Origin of the sequence: Dyadobacter arcticus (assembly GCF_011762185.1) — a bacterium.
In the GTDB taxonomy this organism is placed as follows: Bacteria; Bacteroidota; Bacteroidia; order Cytophagales; family Spirosomataceae; genus Dyadobacter; species Dyadobacter arcticus.
The window spans coordinates 41,487-57,865 of record NZ_JAASQJ010000002.1 but is presented as its reverse complement, the minus strand read 5'-3'; the positions used below and the strand labels follow the sequence as shown (position 1 = coordinate 57,865).

Genomic DNA, 16,379 nt, shown 5'->3' with positions numbered 1-16,379 from the left:
TCGTTATTTTTTCACTACTCTTTTACTACTTTCCTGGTCTCGGAAATACTTCCGTTGTCAAACTTCAAAATGTTTAAACCAGGAGACAGCTTGTCTATCGTAATGATATTCAACCCAGCTTGTAAAATTTTACTCTTGTTCGATCGCACTCTCCCTGCCAAATCATAATAGGTTATATTCCAGGTGCCTTTCGTTATTGCATTAATTTCAATATATCCTTTACCAGTACTTGGGTTGGGGTAAACATTGCCGACTACGGATTCCTCTGTGTCACCGCCTATTGCAATCATTTTAGAAAAACTGTATTTAGTATCCAGATCTATCATTTTTAGGCGGTAATATGCTTTTCCGCGAGGTGAATTGGAATCAAGGAAGGTGTAGATTCGTGATTTATCCGATGCTAACTCACCGATTTTCTCAAATGTTTTTGCATTCGCGCTCCTTTGAATCTCGAAATGGCTGAAATTAACTTCTGAGCTGGTTTGCCAGGTAAGCTCATTGCTTTTCTCTACGGCTTTCCCTGTGAAAGAAGTCAATGTAACTGGTAAAGATTGTTCAATTGATTTCGCTATAAAGCCACTAAATCCGGTTACAGGGAATGTCACTTCCCAAATGGAATTGATTGGATTCCAAACAAATGTATAATCTCCTTCATTCCAGGAATTTGCGTCGGTTGGGATAGATGAAGGCGGCCCGGGGTAGTTCAAGCCTGTCGGACTGGACCCTGAAAATTTAACAATCTGGAAGTTATCAATACCCGAGACATCATTTGGGCCGGTTGGCAACAGACCAGCTGTAATGGTTTCATTGTAGGCATCGAAATCGGCTTGTGAGAAGTACAAGGTTATTATGCCGGTTGCCGTGTTTGCGTTAGTGGCTGGTGTAATCTCATAATGCCGCGGCACATATTTAAAAGGCGGGATTGTTTCAAGCCAGCTTTTAACAGTAGCATCCGTAAAGCCGTTTGTGGGCACGACTTTGGCAATATATTCACAATTATTAGCTACCAGAGGTGTTGTGGCTACATTTTGCGTATTTGTGGTTGCGGCTGTAGGGAGAGAGACGTTACCGCTACAAGTCGGAGCAACGATATTCACAAAATAATCTTCCGTTTCACCACTGTCATAACCTCCGCAAGCAGAATCACCTATTCCCCCGTTACCGGATATGACTCTCATGCGCGTTAATCCTGGCAAAGCAGTTTCCGGAATTGAGATGGAACCCGTCAATGTATAGTCCGGGGAAAAGTTATTTGATGAGAAATACACTCTTTCCCCTGGCGCATCAAAGCTACCATTATGGTTGTAATCGATCCAAACAGATGTTGCACTTAAACCAAAAGATCCACACTGACCCATTCGAATAGAGATCGGAATAGTATTTAATATGGTAAGGTTCGGAGCAGCTACCAGGGGTGTGTAATTTGAATACCTGTTACGGATAGAGCCCGGACCTCCGGATTGGCTACAGTCGGAGGAATTGTTTAATTCAGCAATCGTTACATTAAATATGTCCGAACCTGATTCAGTATCGGAAGCAGAGGTGCACGGACAATAAAGAAAGGTATCATTCACAGCAACCGGTGTCGATATGGTTGTGTTTTCGCTGGTTGGACAGGTTACACTGCAGTAAAAATTGTCAGGACCTGTGATTGTCGCAGTATATGTTTCATTCGTAGCACCTGCAATCGGACCAGCATTATTGTACCATTGGTAGGTATTATTGGAGGTAACGATAGTAGGACTGAGCGAAAAAGTAAAACTCACCTCCGGGCAAACCGGGTTTTGCGTAGCTACTGCATTCAGTTGTAATGGGCTGTCGGTGCAAGCAGGAGGTGGTACAATGTTGATCAGATAATCTTCGGTTTCCCCCTGACCATAATTTTGGCAGGCGGAATTAAGCGGAGTCAGGCCAACAGAGGTAATGACCCGCATACGGGTGATACCTAATAATGCGGTTTTAGGAATGATAAATGAGCCAGTTGTGGTCAAATTCTGAAAACCTCTTACTTGATGTATAAATTCATCCGGACTTTCAAAGGTGCCATTACGGTTATAGTCTATCCAGATAGCAATGTGGAAATAAGAGGAAGTCCCGCCTGCGGATACTGAAAACGGGATCGTTGCCAGTTGATTAAATACGGGCGCATCCACTACGGTTGTAAAGTCGGAATAAGCACCCAACACTGATCCAGGTCCGCCGGTTTGAGAAAAGTTAGTTGAATGGTTTAATGTTCCCGCGGTTACATTAGTAACATCTAATGTTGGTCCGCTATTCGCGGCAGAAGTGCAATAGCATGTCAAGACAGAAACTGGGATTGATCTTGTTTTCTTTGAGCCATTGGAACAGGTTACTTCACAATAAAAATTGTCCGGACTTGTAATGGTTGCCGTATATGTTTCGTCGGTTGCACCCGCAATCGGTCCGGCGTCATTATACCATTGATACGTGTTACCGGCAGTAATAATCGCAGGACTGAGTGAGAAGGTATACCTTGCTTCCGGGCAAACGGGAAGTTGTGTAGCGATTGTTTTGGTTTGGATCGGGTCGCCGCTGCATGCAGGAATTTCTCCAATATTTACTAAATAATCTTCGGTTTCGCCCGCAGTATAGCCTTCACAAGCAGAGCTTACCGGATTTTGACCGGCATTTGAAACGACTCTCATTCCTGTGATGCCTGTTAAAGCGCTTAAAGGAATCGTGAAAGAACCGTTAATTGTATGGTTGCCAGAATTTGGTTGCGATGTTTGATATACTCTTTCACCTGGATTTTCGAAAATGCCATTCTGATTGTAATCGATCCAGATGGAAGTTGAGGCATTACCGCTGTTTTCCGCAACTTGTATTGAGAATGGAATCGTAGCCTGCTGATTAAAGACCGGAGCCGCCACCAGCGTGGTGTAATTGGAATATCTATTTAAAATGGATCCGGGCCCTCCGGTTTGAGAAAGGTCAGAGGTGTTGTTTAGTGTTCCTGCCGTTACATTAAAAATGTCCAGACCTGTGGTATTGGTAGCAATAGAAGCGCAATAGCATGCATAAAACGGTGTCAAACCAATCGCAATCGGAGTTGATTGACCCGTTTGGCCACTTTGGCTACATGTGACTTGACAATAAAAATTGTCTGCGGATGTAACGGTTGCTGTGTAGGTAGGGCTGGTAGCGCCTGCAATCGGACCGGCATTATTGAACCACTGATAAGTAAACCCGGCAGCATCACCACTATTCAGTGCGGAAGATGATGAAAACGAGAGATCAATGGTTCCATTGAGGCAAGCAGTTGTTTGACTCGCTAGGGTATTTCCCGGTGCAGGTGCACCATTGCAAAATGGTGGTGATACAATATTCACTGTATAATCTTCTGTTTCACCACCATTGTAACTGCCGCAAGGTTCTACATTTCCAGTTGCTGCAGTAATAACCCGCATTCGTGTCGGGCCTAACAATGCACTTCCCGGAATAGTGATTGTACCCGTTACAGTATGGCTTGGTTCGAAGATTGACCCCGAGCGATACGCAAGTTCACCAGCCCCGAAACTGCCATCATGGTTATAGTCGACCCAAATTGAAGTTGTTACCGATTGAAAACCGGTGCAATAGGCGACGCCGATCGAAATAGGAACAGTTTTAAATTGCATAAGATCCGGGGCAGCAAGATCGATGTAATTCGAATAACTACCCGGCACAGATCCAGCGCCAGCCGATTGATTACATGTTGAAGAATTGCTTAATGTGCCGATCTCCACGTTTACGATATCCTGGGTACCGCCACCCCAGGAGGCGCAATAAGTTTGTGCGTGAACAATGCTGCTACCAGCAAAGCACAAGAGAATTAAAAAAAATGTGAAGTAGAGTTTGGTTTTCATCCGAGCGTAGTTTATGTCTTTTGTGAAAATTGTCCTATCAGGCGAGTTCTTACAGCAGTCAGTTGGCTTTTGTTCCAATAAGTATTTCTAGACTACAAGCAGTAAGTTGCGATACAAAAAACAGCAAATGGTACACATTGCGCAATAGCAAATACTTGCTATCCCTGCGTGCCCTTTGCGGCTATGTATAACAGACATAAACGCAAAAAGCCCCCTAGCTTTCGCTAAGGGGCTTTGTACCCGGAGCCGGAGTCGAACCGGCACGAGTGTAACCTCATTGGTGTTTGAGACCAACGCGTCTACCAATTCCGCCATCCGGGCATTGATCTCTCTTGTTGGGAGTGCAAAAGTAGGGAGAAAAAAAGATTAAGCAAGTTTCCGGTTTAAAAAATTGATGTGAAACTAGTCCCTGTTTTGAAGAATTGATGCAACTCGCTTATTCATAGCGCAATGCTTCTATGGGATCGAGCCGTGAAGCTTTAATTGCGGGGTAAATTCCTGAAATCACGCCAACGATGATGCAAACGGCTATTCCCATGGCCATCCATAGCCAGGGAACGACAAATGAGCTCTCAGTACTGATCAACTTTGAAATGCCATTTCCTATCAAAATCCCTAATATCAATCCAACAATTCCGCCGATGATGCACACCACAATGGCCTCAATTAAAAACTGAAACCGGATCACTCGCGGTGTTGCTCCTAACGATTTTCGGATGCCAATTTCTCTTGTCCTTTCGGTCACCGAAACCAGCATGATATTCATCAATGCAATGGAAGCACCCAAAAGGGTAATGATACCAATTCCGAAGCCACCTATCCTCAGGTATCCGCTGACCTCCTCGAAATCTTTGGCCATTGCATCGGCACGGTCTATTTCGAAGGAATCGGGTTTGCCCAGTTCATCGCCACGGATCCTGCGCATGATGCCCCTGGCTTCTTCCACGATGAAATCCCCGTCAGTCGCATTGGTAGGCGAGGCGGTAATGTTGTAGGTCAGCGATCGGTTGGCGGCAAGTCCGCGCCCGTTTTCAAGCGGGATCAGGATAATACGGTCGGAGTCGTTATTACCTCCCATCGAACCCTTTTTCTGAAGCACACCCACAACCCGGTATCTGCTTCCCATGAATGTGATCTCTTTATTGATCGGATCAATGCGCACAAAAAGCTTACGCGCTATTTCCTGACCAAGTACCGCTACATTCAACGAATTTTCGAGGTCATTTTTATCAATATTGCGTCCCTGATCGATTTTGTACCCGTTGATTAAAAGGTAGTTGTCATCAGAACCGATCACGCTGCTGTTCGGATTTGTCTTTGCAGATAGATAATTGACCTGAACTGCTCCGCTGATCCCCGCTGAAAGCGAAGCGGTTGCAGGATACGATGATTTGAATTTTTCGGCAAAAGTATGTGCCTGGCGGTAGTTGATTGGAGGATATTTTTTTTGCCGTCGTCCCTGGTCGAAAAAATCATCGTCAACCGGGTTCCGGACTGTGAATGTGTTCGCGCCAAGGTCGGCAAAGCTGCTGTTAACCGAACTCTGGATGCCTTCAATGGCAGTCAAAATACCAACTAATGAAGTAATTCCGATCGCAATGATCAATGCAGTCAGGACTGTCCTCAGCAGATTGCTTTGAATGGAACGCAGCCCTTCATCTATATTTTCGCGGATGTTCATAACTGGTTAGCGCTGGTGCACCATAATGCGTTTTTCGTCGTTGAAATACCTGAAATGTGAAAGATCGTTTTAATTTCTTCCTATATTTAGTATTTACAATTTGTAAAGCTGCGCATGAAACCTGAAAGAATCAAACCAGTGATACGCCTGTTTATCCCGCTTATCATTTTTCTCGCAATCTCATTTAAAGGCACCGCTAACAGGCTTTTGATTCCCATGGATGAGAGCCAAAAGAACCATTTGAAAGCATACGGCATATCCTTTTGGATCCTGAAAAACTTCGAAATGGAAATGGATTGGTTGCTGAATTACAGGGGAGGCAGTTTCATGGTGGCTTATACGCAGCAGTTCGCGACTGAGATGACGGTACGCGGCGTGAGCTTCGAGGTGATTTCAGAAGGGCAGGCAGGGCAGATACTGAGCGAGATCAGTGCGCCGGACGTGAATATGGATGCGGTAAAATTGCAAAAGGCGCCCAAAGTAGCGGTGTATTCACCTAAATCTAAATTACCCTGGGATGATGCCGTCACATTGGTCCTTACATATGCGGAGATTCCTTATGATGTCATTTATGATGATGAAGTGCTCAATACCAAGTTACCTGAATACGACTGGCTGCATTTGCACCACGAAGATTTTACGGGCCAGTTCGGTAAGTTTTTTCAATACAAAGATTATCCCTGGTACCGTGAGCAAAAGCGGGAAGCGGAGGAAACAGCGGCCAAATTTCAGTTTGCAAATGTTCCACAAATGAAGCTGGCAGTAGCCAAAAAAATCTCTGAATTTGTAAGCGGTGGCGGCTATATGTTCGCGATGTGCAATGCAACAGACACTTTCGATATCACTCTTGCAGCCGACGGGCTTGACATTGTGGAAGCGATGTACGACGGCACGCCCGCTGATCCGACCGCCAATGGTAAATTGAATTACGACAATACGTTCGCTTTCAAAGATTTTAAAACAATCCCATATCCTTACGAAATTGAATTCTCAGACATTGATAATCAGCCGGACGAACGGGGATTGATCGAGTCCAATGATTTCTTTTCCCTTTTTCAGTTTTCGGCCAAATGGGACCCCGTTCCGAGTATGCTGACACAAAATCACCAGACATTGATCAAAGGATTTTTGGGGCAGACCACGGCATTTAAAAACAGGCTGATCAAGCCAGAGGTTATTATTCTTGCAGAAAGCAAATCGGCTAAGGAGGCGCGGTACATTCACAGTACACACGGCAAAGGGTTCTTTACCTTTTACGGGGGCCACGATCCCGAGGATTATCAGCATCGGGTAGGCGAGGAGCCCACAGACCTGAACTTACATCCGAATTCGGCGGGATACCGTTTGATCCTGAATAACATTCTTTTCCCAGCAGCGAAGAAGAAGAAATTGAAAACTTAGATTAGCTAACGGGTGCGAATGGTGGACCATGTATCAGGCTTTCTTTATCTGTATCCCAAACGCATTTGCCGGATTTGTAATCATCAATTGACGAATATCCGTTTCTTCAAAACCTTTCGCTTTCAAAAAAGGCAGCAGCTTGTCAGGAATCGCAGTGTAACCTTTGAAACCTCCTCCATTAGGCTCACCCGGCCGATACCAGCCCGCATCGTGGGAAATAAGCACCTGGTTCAAAAGGTGATTTGATTTGAGAAAGATGATCAGCTCAGCCATTTTGATCACATTATCATCGCTAACTCCATCCAGACTGACCCAGCAGCCACTTTTGGCAGTGTTTATAATTTCTTCCTGACTACCATTTGCGTGGACCCATACAAATGCTTTCGGACTGACGCCTAATCTTTTCAAGATTTCGATTTCTTCATTTGCCGGAATCGCCGGGCCGGTGTGAGAGCAAATGGTCAGACCGGTTTGCAAATGTGTTAATGCAGCTGCCGTGATAAGTTTTTGATGCAATGGAGATAGTGGACCAGGATTAACGCTGGTTTTGATAAAGCCCGGCTTAATGTTCGTGCCGTCAATGCCATTTTTAAATTCGTCAATCCATCTCTTCGAAAGCTCTTCCGCAGTTTCGGTGAATGCCCAGGAAGGAAGATATTTATTGTCTGAGGCGCCGTAATAGCCGGTATTCGTCAGGATATTAAGTCCGGATTGGTCGGATAATTTTTGAAGTAACCGCACATCCCGGCCAAGAAACGCGGGTGTGCATTCCATGATGCTCTTAATTCCCCTTGATTTAATTTCCAAAAGATAGGGAAGCACTTTCTTGATCACTTCATTGTGGTTCCAGCGATCGGGCGTTATTTTATCGGCTCCAATGAAGTCTACTAAAACATGTTCGTGAATGAGCGATGGGCCGAGATCGGCAGTGCTTATTTTTCCTTTGACGGAATATGTGAAAGGCTCTTCCGGAATGAAGGCTGGTAAAAATGGGGTTAATGCGCAGATTTGGAGGAATTGCCTGCGTGAAAATGGGTTCAAGTCATAAATGTTTTCCATTTCAACAATCTGCGATTAATCTACTCAATAACAATAAACGGCGTCGGACTGAAAGAAATGACGAAAATCACCAATGCGCAGATTCCCAGGATAATGCGTGGGGTATCCAGCGGCGCGTTTTCATCGGTTTCGGGATGGAGGATGCCGAGGAACCTGCCTAGAATGAATACAAATGGTAAAAAACCTGTCGAACCTTCCCAATCGGGGCGGATGTAGGAAACTGCAAATTGGCCGACGACTATGATGAGGGCGATCATCAATGCGGTTGCCGGATTATCACTTACTCTTTTGAAGCAGACAAATAGAAAATAAACGTAGATCGCTAAATAAAAGAAGCGCTCGTAAAACACCGCATTGCTGCCTGTTGCAAATGAGTCGGTACGGAAAAGCCCTAATCCCGAATAAAAAGCAAAAATTCCAAATAAAACCGGCGCGATAATATTGAATCTCTTTTTACCGATCAATCCATAGAGAATATGTCCGCCGTCCAGCTGCCCGATTGGAATTAAATTCAATGATGTGAAAAACAACGCAAGGTATCCCGCGAAAATGTAGGGATAGTGGATCATCTCGTAAGCATGTGGTAACCTCGCAGGATCGGCAACATACTTTTTAAACAACGAAAACAAGATGTTATCCCCCAAAATGAGGTTACCTGCCGGATTTTCGTATGCAAATTGGGGGTAATTCAGTCCATACCGGGCATATTCGGGATGGATGGTAAAAATGTATTCAGGCGGTGGCAGATGCGTAAATCCATACCAAAGTACCACAAGAGCGGCAATAAATCCGGCCAATGGGCCCGCAATGCCTATGTCGAAGAATTTGAGCCGGGATTTGACAACCGACTTAATGCGAATAAAAGCGCCCATCGTACCAATACTCTGCGAAATTCCAAACCACAAGGGAATATAATAGGGAAGTGTCACTTTGACCCGGTGATATTTGGCAACAAAATAATGTCCAAATTCGTGAATTGTTAAAATCGCAAGAAAAGGAATGGAGAACTGGAACCCTTTCATAAATTGGTACCAGCCCAAGAGTTTGAACTTCTCGAAAGCCTTTGGCTCAGCATTATCTCCTCCCAAAAAAACAGCGAAGTCGTAAATGAAAGCAAAAATACTGCCATATATCCACTCTGCACCCGCCATGGTGGTGGTAATGATGGTCAATACAAACAGAATAGCCTGGATGAGGTAAGTGCGTGTGTTAGACTGCATAGTCTTTGAGATATTCCAGAATGGTTACCGGTTTTTGAACGTGGATGGTGTCAATTCCTATCTTGGAAGCCGCCTGAATATTGTCATAATTATCGTCCAGAAACAGCGTTTCTTCTGCTTTCAAACCAGCCTGTTCCAATACTTTCTGATAAATCCGGACATCGGGTTTCATTAGTCCCATTTCGTAGGAAAGGAAAACCGTTTCGAACAAATCGTCCAACTTCTTAATGCCCGTTGAAGCTTCAAGGATTTTGTTGGCTTGCGTAATATGTATCGAACTGGTATTGCTTAGCAGGAACAAGCGATAACTTTTGGCCAGTTTTTGAAGAAGATCAACTCTTTCGGGTGGAAGGTCCAGCAACAAACTGTTCCAGGCCGTATCAATCGCTTCGTCCGATAAGTCAGAGAAATTTAGCTTTTCCCTGATAAAATTGCGAAAACCGCCTTCGCTCAATGTTCCTGTTTCGAACTGACGAAAGAGATCATTTTCATTAAATATGGTCAGGATTTCGCTTTGCTCTCTCCCGCTCAGATTGGCAAAGGATTGGGAAGCAACGGGAACATCAATGTTGAGAATAACATCACCAAGGTCGAAAATGATGTTTTTGATTTTTTGGTTTTTCATTAGATGGCTGTTAGCCGCGAGCTTTTAGCTTTTAGCCGTTAGCTTTTTTGCTTTCTAAAATGTTTCACTCAACAACTATTCCCATGGCGCAAAATTTATCGATTCTTTGATCGATTCTGTCTTGATGGTCTATTGCCGAGAGCTCTGTTATGTTTTCAAGTATTACTCTTTTCAGTTCTTCCGCCATCCAGGCGTGATCCAAATGCGCACCGCCCAATGGTTCTGCAATGATACCGTCGATCAGGTTGTTTTTCTTCATATCCTTTGCCGTAATTTTCATTGCCTCCGCCGCCTGCTCTTTGAAATCCCAGCTTCTCCAAAGAATTGCGGAGCAGTTTTCAGGGGAAATAACGGAGTACCAGGTATTCTCCAACATTAAAACACGGTCTCCGATCGCAATTCCCAAAGCGCCACCGGATGCTCCTTCACCAATGACAATGCATATCACCGGAACTTTAAGCATAAACATTTCTTTGAGATTTCTGGCAATTGCCTCGCCCTGGCCACGCTCTTCGGCTTCCATCCCTGGAAATGCGCCGGGAGTGTCTATGAGGGTTACAATGGGTTTGTTGAATTTTTCGGCCAGTTTCATCAAGCGCAATGCTTTCCGATAACCTTCGGGGTTAGGCATACCGAAATTCCGGTGCTGCCTCTGTTTGGTATTTCGCCCTTTTTGTTGACCAATCAGCATAAACGAATGTCCACCGACATTGGCCAGCCCACCGATAATAGCCGGATCGTCTCGCACCTGGCGGTCCCCATGCAATTCGATGAATTCGTCGCAGATCAGCTCGATATAGTCCAGCGTATACGGACGATCGGGGTGACGTGAAAGCTGTACGCGCTGCCAGCGCGTAAGGTTTTCAAATATTTCTTTTCGAAGATTTGTAATATTATTTTCCAGTAAGGAAATCGCATCGGAAAAATCTACATTGTTTTCCTTTGCTAATGTTTTCATTTCTTCGAGCTTACGTTCGAGCTCGGACATAGGTTTTTCAAAATCCAGGTATGTTCTCATAAATTAGGTTCTCGTGATTAGGCCGGGAGGTGATTATAATTCGTAAGTCCGACCTCTCAATGGTATTTCTACCGACTTATAGCCTTGTTCATTAATGATACTTTGGAAGTCAGCCATGCTTTGCTGCTCTCCGTGGACAAGGAAAACGCATTTAAGCTTTTCCGGATCCTGCATTTTAACAAATTTGACCAGATCAGCCTGGTCTCCATGTCCGCTAAATACGTCAATTTTTTCAATATTAGCCAAGACAGGCAATTGCTTTCCGCGAATGGAAATCGTGTCCTGACCATTTAATAACCGCCAGCCAAGTGTTCCTTCCGAGGCATAACCGATCATCAGAATAGTTGCATAAGGATTTCCGATATTTGCTTCCACATGCTGCTCAACCCGGCCACCCTGTACCATTCCGGAAGACGATATAATGATGCACGGTTCATTGTAATTGGATACCGCACGGCTCGCGTCTGAACTTTCCAGGTAAATCAGGTTTTCGAAATCAAAAAGCATATCATTGTCCTCCTGAAAACTTCGTGCCTCTTTATTAAGGAGCCTGACATGACGCTGGTATACCTTGGTGCTGCTATGGGCCAACGGACTGTCGGAGAAGACTTTAATATATGGAAATGACTTATCCATATACAATTTATTCAAAGTATAGAGCAATGCCTGCGTACGGCCTACACTGAAAGAGGGAATGATTAACCTTCCGGGAATGTCAATGCACGTACGACGGATCACATCAGCCAAAGCCTCTACCGGAGCAGCCTGGTTTTCATGCAGCCGATTGCCGTAAGTGCACTCGCAAATGAGATAATCAACCTGTGGGATCTCCTGAGGATCGATCAATAACGGGTAATTTTTGCGGCCAATATCCCCCGAAAAGCAGATTTTTTTCTTTTGGCCATCTTCATAGACTTCAACCACGATATGCGCGGCACCAAGCAAATGGCCGGCAGCATAAAATGTAATGGTTATGTTATCGGCAATGCGGTAGCGTTGACCAAATGATACCGAAACAAAATTATCCATTGCTTCCAACACGTGCTTTTCCACAAAGTAATCCCTTGGGACTTCTTTTGGTTTTTTGCCACGTTTCCTGGAAGAGGAGCTATTACGGGCGTTCAGGCGCTTCTGGTGCAGATTTGCGGCATCCTTCAACAACAATGAAGTGAGCGCAAGGGTAGGTTCGGTACAAACGACCCGGCCCTCAAATCCCTCTTTATATAAATTGGGAATGTTGCCGGAATGGTCAATGTGGGCGTGTGTTAAAAGTACCGTGTTGATAAAACTTGCTTCAAACGGAAAGACACTTTTTTGCTCATCATATCTGGTTTTCTTGCCAATCTCGTCTAAATCAAAGTCAGAGCCACAGTCAATCAGTATGCGGTAATCATCAGATTCCAGGAGAAACATGCTACCTGTAACTTGCTGTGCAGCTCCCCAAAATGTCAATTTCATAGATTAAAATGGGGTGTGAACGCTATATTGGGATTTTTCCTTCAACCGGAAAAATCAATATTATTATTGAGTCCTTCTTTCAAGGCACTTTATCAAATGCCTAATATCTGACAAAAGTACCAAAAAAGAGAGTGAGATTTGGACATTCCTTATTAGTTTAGATTTTCGTATCCTCCTTTTTCCCTCATCCGGATGCTCTGGTGAACGTTTATGAGATTTATCCCATTCTTTTTTTTACTATTTTTCTTTCATAAAGGTTTTTCCCAAACCATAGACAGCATTGCGCTGAACAGTCTCCGGGATGCAGTGCTGGAACTTCAGAACAGCGAAATTATGCGCAGCGGCTCTCTGGCTGTGAGTGTAAAATCGGTTAAGGAAAGGGGCTTTGTATTTGGGATAAATCAAGAACGTTCTTTGCCATCCGCATCCACTTTAAAACTGGTTTCAACCGCAACGGTGCTATCCGTTTTCGGCGGCGACTTTAAATTTCAAACGTTCTTAGAACACGATGGTGTGATCAAAGGAGATACGTTGACAGGCAATCTATACATTCGGGGGACCGGCGACCCCTCGCTTGGGAGTGACCGTTCAACAGGTTATCTAAAATCCAATGAATTGCTCAACCGGTGGACAGCAGTGGTAAAAAAGGCGGGGATCAAATACATTAAGGGAAAAATTATAGCAGACGCTTCTTTCTTTGATAGCGAAACATTGGCAAGCACCTGGATCTGGGGCGATATAGGTAATTACTATGGCGCTGGTGTTCAAGGACTTAACTTCAATGAAAACCTATACAGGATCAAATTCAAGCCGGGAACAGAGCCAGGAGATCCGGCTGGTTTTCTAGGCATTGAACCGGAAATACCCTATCTATCATTTACAAATCAGGTCACCACCGGAGAAAAAGGATCGGGTGATAAAACAATTGTATACGGCAGTCCCTTGGGAAACAATATTTTGCTGACGGGAACTGTTCCGGCGGGTCAGCCTACGTTTACAGTGAAGGGTTCTATTCCCAACCCCGCTGATTATGTTGCTTTTGCATTTAAAAAAAGCTTGATTAACGCTTCGGTACTGGTTTTGGAACAGAACTTTATTCTGAAACCCAATACCGCATTGACGCCAAATTCCAAGGTTATTTTGGACGAATATAAATCCCCGCCACTCCGCGAGTTGTGCCAGCAGGCGAATTTTTGGAGCATTAATCTTTTTGCAGACACCTTTTTCAAACAAGCCGGAAAGAGGTTGTCGGGGAAATCTGATTATGATGATGCGGCTTTGGCGATAACTGTATTGTGGGCGGGAAAGGGAGCTGATTTGAGGGGTTTTAATATTAAAGACGGTAGTGGCTTATCGCCATCAGGTTCTATCACTGCAAACGGCCTGACGGACATCCTCAATCTGGCCAATAAGGATGCGAGTTTTACTGATTTTTATAAAAGCATTGCCGTTCTTGGCCAAAACGGAACAGTGCGCAATCTTGGAAAGGGAAGTAAAGCGGCTGGTAATATGCATGTCAAAAGTGGCTCTATTGAGGGTACAAGGGCATTTGCCGGATACGTCACTGCTAAATCGGGCGCATTGATCAGCTTTACCATTATTGCAAATAAATACATGCCTGGCAGCCAGCGTCTTGTTTCTGATGAACTCGTGCGGTTGATGACGTTAATCGGGCAGCTATAATTTCCAAGCAATACCTTTACTTTGCATTTCAGAGTTTTTGAAAATTAAATTGCTTTAAAGCGACGCTACCAATTGTTCAATCATGATTAAAACTGATGTATGTGTTATCTACTATGGCAAACCGTACCAGACGATTATTTCGATACTCACATTACTAAAATACAGCCGGCACAACATTAATAAACTTTACATTACAGTGGAAAGGAGGCAGCCTTTTGACAAATTCGGGGACATTTATCAGATAATCAAAGAGATCCGGCCACTGATTGAAATAGATTTATATTTTCCCAGATACTTTTATCAGCTGGGTGGCCTGGACTACGAGCGAACCAGGAACGATTCGGTATACCGCTGGCAAATCCCGTATCAATACGCACTCGACAATGCCACTTCAGAGTATCTTTTCATCATGCATAATGATATGGTGTTTCATAAAGATATGATCGGGGATATGATGCCGGTTATCACAAGTGACGACAGCATTGCCGGAACGGGTTCAATCGGACAATGTTGGTCTTGCCCCGGATTTTCCGCGCGTGTTTGTCACGGTTCAAAATTTCATGAATTCATTCCAACTCAGGCAGAGGCTCTCGAGCTTCATGAGCAATACAATACGCCACGCAAGGAAAAAGACATTGAGGTTATCCAAACAGGCCGTTTTTATCCGATGCCGGAATGTCGGCTGAATGAATATGCCTGCATGATCAAACTCTCAACTTACCGGAAAGAGACTTTACCGAAGGGTAACAATGTTTGTTTTGGCGGAAATTGGGGTTTTACAGCGGATCTTGGAACCGGATGGTTTTATCAGATGGTTAACCAGGGTTATAAGTTCAAACATTTTGTTCTGGAAGACTATGCTTTACATTCCACATTTAATCCGATCGGGCAGGGGATCCAGGCCTACTCAAAAGAGGATAACTACAATTTGAGTGAAGCCAATGCATTGAAATACCTCATTGAGAATTTTCAGACGGATGCTTCCCTCGATTTGGGTTATAAGCTACTGTCCAGATTAAGATTTGCGCAAGGAAAACTAGCGAAGAAGCAGGACTTGTACGAACACAAGGTTAAAAAAGCATTCAGGTTGATATTTAAGAGATAGCGAAACATAAACAAAGCCGAAAACTGATGAATTTTCGGCTCTATATTGAAAGACGTTGCAAATCCTATTGCACGACCTTTTCGATAATGAAATTGTGATTGGTGTAAATGCAAAGATCGGCAGCAACAGTAAGTCCCTCACGGACCATTTCCTCTGCTGTCAAATGGGCCGCATGTTTTTTCAGCGCTTGGGCGGCAGATAAGGCATAGTTACCACCGGATCCAATCGCTGCGATGCCATTCTCAGGTTCCAAAACATCACCGGTTCCCGAAATAACAAGAATTTCGTCCTTACTTGCTGTGATCATCATGGCTTCTAACTTTCTAAGGTAACGGTCAGTCCGCCAGTCTTTTGCCAATTCAATTGCGGCACGTTTCATATTACCGCCGTATGCATTTAATTTTTCTTCAAATTTTTCAAGAAGGGTAAAAGCGTCCGCAGTGGATCCGGCAAATCCCGCCAGTATTTTCCCTCCAGACAAGATTCTTATCTTTCTTACATTGCCTTTTGCAACGGTATTTCCCATTGTCGCCTGTCCGTCCGCGCCCAATGAAACGCTTCCATTGTGAAGTACGCCCAGAACGGTGGTTGCGTGTATTTTTTCCATGAAGTGGTTTTACTGATTAAAATTCCGGAATTCCTTGAACCGGCAATTAAAACAAAAGTGCCAGGCTGGAAAACCTGACACTTTGTATGTTTATTTTTACTTGAATTAATTCTTCGTCAGAATCGCCAGAATCGCATCTTGTGTTGCGGCTATTTTATTGACATTCGCATCAAGACTGTCGAAACGCTCGTCCATCTTTTCAAGTCCAACTTCAATCTTCTCAAAGCGTTCGTCCATGCTATCTAATCGAGCATCAATATTATCAAAGCGTTTGTCCATTCTATCTAGTCGATCGTCAATCTTATCAAAGCGTTCGTCCATTCTATCAAGTCGAGCATCAATCTTATCAAAGCGCTCGTCCATTCTATCAAGTCGGACTTCAATTCTATCAAGTCGCACGTCAACTTTATCAAGCCGCACCTCAATTTTATCAAGCCGTCCTTCAATTTTGTCAATCTTGCCGGACATGGCCATTTGGCCTTTAAGCAAGAAAGTAATGTCATCACTTTGCTTTTCAACAATGCGACCGATATTTAAAACAACCTGCGTCAAATTTTCAAGTTTCTTCTCCATAAAATCAACCTTGGCAATCAACTCCGCAATAACTGGTTCAATTTGATCTAATCTCTGACTAGGTGTCATAGCGTGTAAGTTTA

General features: G+C 44.1%; 12 protein-coding genes and 1 tRNA gene. 3 read left to right on the top strand and 10 right to left on the bottom strand.

Features of this window, described 5'->3' with window-relative positions; translation table 11 throughout:
* Positions 1 to 14: 14 nt before the first annotated feature.
* From FHS68_RS07790 to FHS68_RS07780, 3 genes are all read right to left on the bottom strand, one after another.
* The gene (locus tag FHS68_RS07790) at positions 15 to 3,866 is read right to left on the bottom strand and encodes a GEVED domain-containing protein (RefSeq protein WP_167268890.1); all 3,852 of its coding nucleotides are present in this window, start codon (positions 3,864 to 3,866) and stop codon (positions 15 to 17) included.
* Positions 3,867 to 4,103: 237 nt separating this feature from the next.
* A tRNA-Leu gene (locus FHS68_RS07785) sits at positions 4,104 to 4,187 on the bottom strand.
* Between the two features lie 115 nt (positions 4,188 to 4,302).
* Positions 4,303 to 5,547 carry an ABC transporter permease gene (locus FHS68_RS07780; RefSeq protein WP_167268887.1) on the bottom strand — a complete coding sequence of 415 codons (1,245 nt, stop codon included), beginning with the start codon at positions 5,545 to 5,547 and terminating at the stop codon, positions 4,303 to 4,305.
* A 114-nt stretch (positions 5,548 to 5,661) separates the two neighbouring features.
* Between FHS68_RS07780 and FHS68_RS07775 the strand changes: the two genes are divergently transcribed.
* Positions 5,662 to 6,948 (top strand): asparagine synthetase B, encoded by a 1,287-nt coding sequence (locus FHS68_RS07775; protein WP_208408258.1) that lies wholly within the window; start codon positions 5,662 to 5,664, stop codon positions 6,946 to 6,948.
* A 33-nt stretch (positions 6,949 to 6,981) separates the two neighbouring features.
* Here FHS68_RS07775 and FHS68_RS07770 read toward each other — a convergent pair whose 3' ends face one another.
* From FHS68_RS07770 to FHS68_RS07750, 5 genes are all read right to left on the bottom strand, one after another.
* Complete coding sequence (locus FHS68_RS07770) at positions 6,982 to 8,007, bottom strand: phosphotriesterase family protein (RefSeq protein WP_167268885.1); 1,026 nt, start codon at positions 8,005 to 8,007, stop codon at positions 6,982 to 6,984.
* 20 nt (positions 8,008 to 8,027) lie between these two features.
* Positions 8,028 to 9,227, bottom strand: a complete 1,200-nt coding sequence (locus tag FHS68_RS07765) for a site-2 protease family protein (RefSeq protein WP_167268883.1) — start codon at positions 9,225 to 9,227, stop codon at positions 8,028 to 8,030.
* Positions 9,217 to 9,852 carry an HAD family hydrolase gene (locus FHS68_RS07760; RefSeq protein ID WP_167268881.1) on the bottom strand — a complete coding sequence of 212 codons (636 nt, stop codon included), beginning with the start codon at positions 9,850 to 9,852 and terminating at the stop codon, positions 9,217 to 9,219. The genes FHS68_RS07765 and FHS68_RS07760 overlap by 11 nt, the downstream gene beginning before the upstream one ends.
* A gap of 64 nt (positions 9,853 to 9,916) precedes the next feature.
* On the bottom strand, positions 9,917 to 10,870 hold the full coding sequence (locus tag FHS68_RS07755; protein WP_167268880.1) for an acetyl-CoA carboxylase carboxyltransferase subunit alpha: 954 nt from the start codon (positions 10,868 to 10,870) through the stop codon (positions 9,917 to 9,919).
* Positions 10,871 to 10,903: 33 nt separating this feature from the next.
* A complete protein-coding gene (locus FHS68_RS07750; protein WP_167268878.1) occupies positions 10,904 to 12,328 on the bottom strand; it encodes an MBL fold metallo-hydrolase RNA specificity domain-containing protein in 1,425 nt (474 codons plus the stop codon).
* A 210-nt stretch (positions 12,329 to 12,538) separates the two neighbouring features.
* Between FHS68_RS07750 and dacB the strand changes: the two genes are divergently transcribed.
* Together dacB and FHS68_RS07740 are read left to right on the top strand one after the other, a co-directional pair.
* Positions 12,539 to 14,011: a D-alanyl-D-alanine carboxypeptidase/D-alanyl-D-alanine endopeptidase gene (dacB, locus tag FHS68_RS07745; RefSeq protein ID WP_167268876.1), complete on the top strand. Its 1,473-nt coding sequence runs from the start codon at positions 12,539 to 12,541 to the stop codon at positions 14,009 to 14,011.
* An 82-nt stretch (positions 14,012 to 14,093) separates the two neighbouring features.
* A complete protein-coding gene (locus FHS68_RS07740) occupies positions 14,094 to 15,116 on the top strand; it encodes a hypothetical protein (RefSeq protein ID WP_167268874.1) in 1,023 nt (340 codons plus the stop codon).
* A 64-nt stretch (positions 15,117 to 15,180) separates the two neighbouring features.
* Here FHS68_RS07740 and hslV read toward each other — a convergent pair whose 3' ends face one another.
* Complete coding sequence (gene hslV / locus FHS68_RS07735; RefSeq protein WP_167268872.1) at positions 15,181 to 15,723, bottom strand: ATP-dependent protease subunit HslV; 543 nt, start codon at positions 15,721 to 15,723, stop codon at positions 15,181 to 15,183.
* A gap of 105 nt (positions 15,724 to 15,828) precedes the next feature.
* Complete coding sequence (locus tag FHS68_RS07730; protein ID WP_167268870.1) at positions 15,829 to 16,365, bottom strand: hypothetical protein; 537 nt, start codon at positions 16,363 to 16,365, stop codon at positions 15,829 to 15,831.
* Positions 16,366 to 16,379 lie beyond the last annotated feature (14 nt).

What these genes read in the sequence shown, in the direction of transcription:
- FHS68_RS07790 (WP_167268890.1), bottom strand. Translation starts at nt 3,866, where the DNA reads ATGAAAACCAAACTCTACTTCACATTTTTTTTAATTCTCTTGTGCTTT.
- FHS68_RS07780 (WP_167268887.1), bottom strand. Translation starts at nt 5,547, where the DNA reads ATGAACATCCGCGAAAATATAGATGAAGGGCTGCGTTCCATTCAAAGC.
- FHS68_RS07775 (WP_208408258.1), top strand. Translation starts at nt 5,662, where the DNA reads ATGAAACCTGAAAGAATCAAACCAGTGATACGCCTGTTTATCCCGCTT.
- FHS68_RS07770 (WP_167268885.1), bottom strand. Translation starts at nt 8,007, where the DNA reads ATGGAAAACATTTATGACTTGAACCCATTTTCACGCAGGCAATTCCTC.
- FHS68_RS07765 (WP_167268883.1), bottom strand. Translation starts at nt 9,227, where the DNA reads ATGCAGTCTAACACACGCACTTACCTCATCCAGGCTATTCTGTTTGTA.
- FHS68_RS07760 (WP_167268881.1), bottom strand. Translation starts at nt 9,852, where the DNA reads ATGAAAAACCAAAAAATCAAAAACATCATTTTCGACCTTGGTGATGTT.
- FHS68_RS07755 (WP_167268880.1), bottom strand. Translation starts at nt 10,870, where the DNA reads ATGAGAACATACCTGGATTTTGAAAAACCTATGTCCGAGCTCGAACGT.
- FHS68_RS07750 (WP_167268878.1), bottom strand. Translation starts at nt 12,328, where the DNA reads ATGAAATTGACATTTTGGGGAGCTGCACAGCAAGTTACAGGTAGCATG.
- dacB (WP_167268876.1), top strand. Translation starts at nt 12,539, where the DNA reads ATGAGATTTATCCCATTCTTTTTTTTACTATTTTTCTTTCATAAAGGT.
- FHS68_RS07740 (WP_167268874.1), top strand. Translation starts at nt 14,094, where the DNA reads ATGATTAAAACTGATGTATGTGTTATCTACTATGGCAAACCGTACCAG.
- hslV (WP_167268872.1), bottom strand. Translation starts at nt 15,723, where the DNA reads ATGGAAAAAATACACGCAACCACCGTTCTGGGCGTACTTCACAATGGA.
- FHS68_RS07730 (WP_167268870.1), bottom strand. Translation starts at nt 16,365, where the DNA reads ATGACACCTAGTCAGAGATTAGATCAAATTGAACCAGTTATTGCGGAG.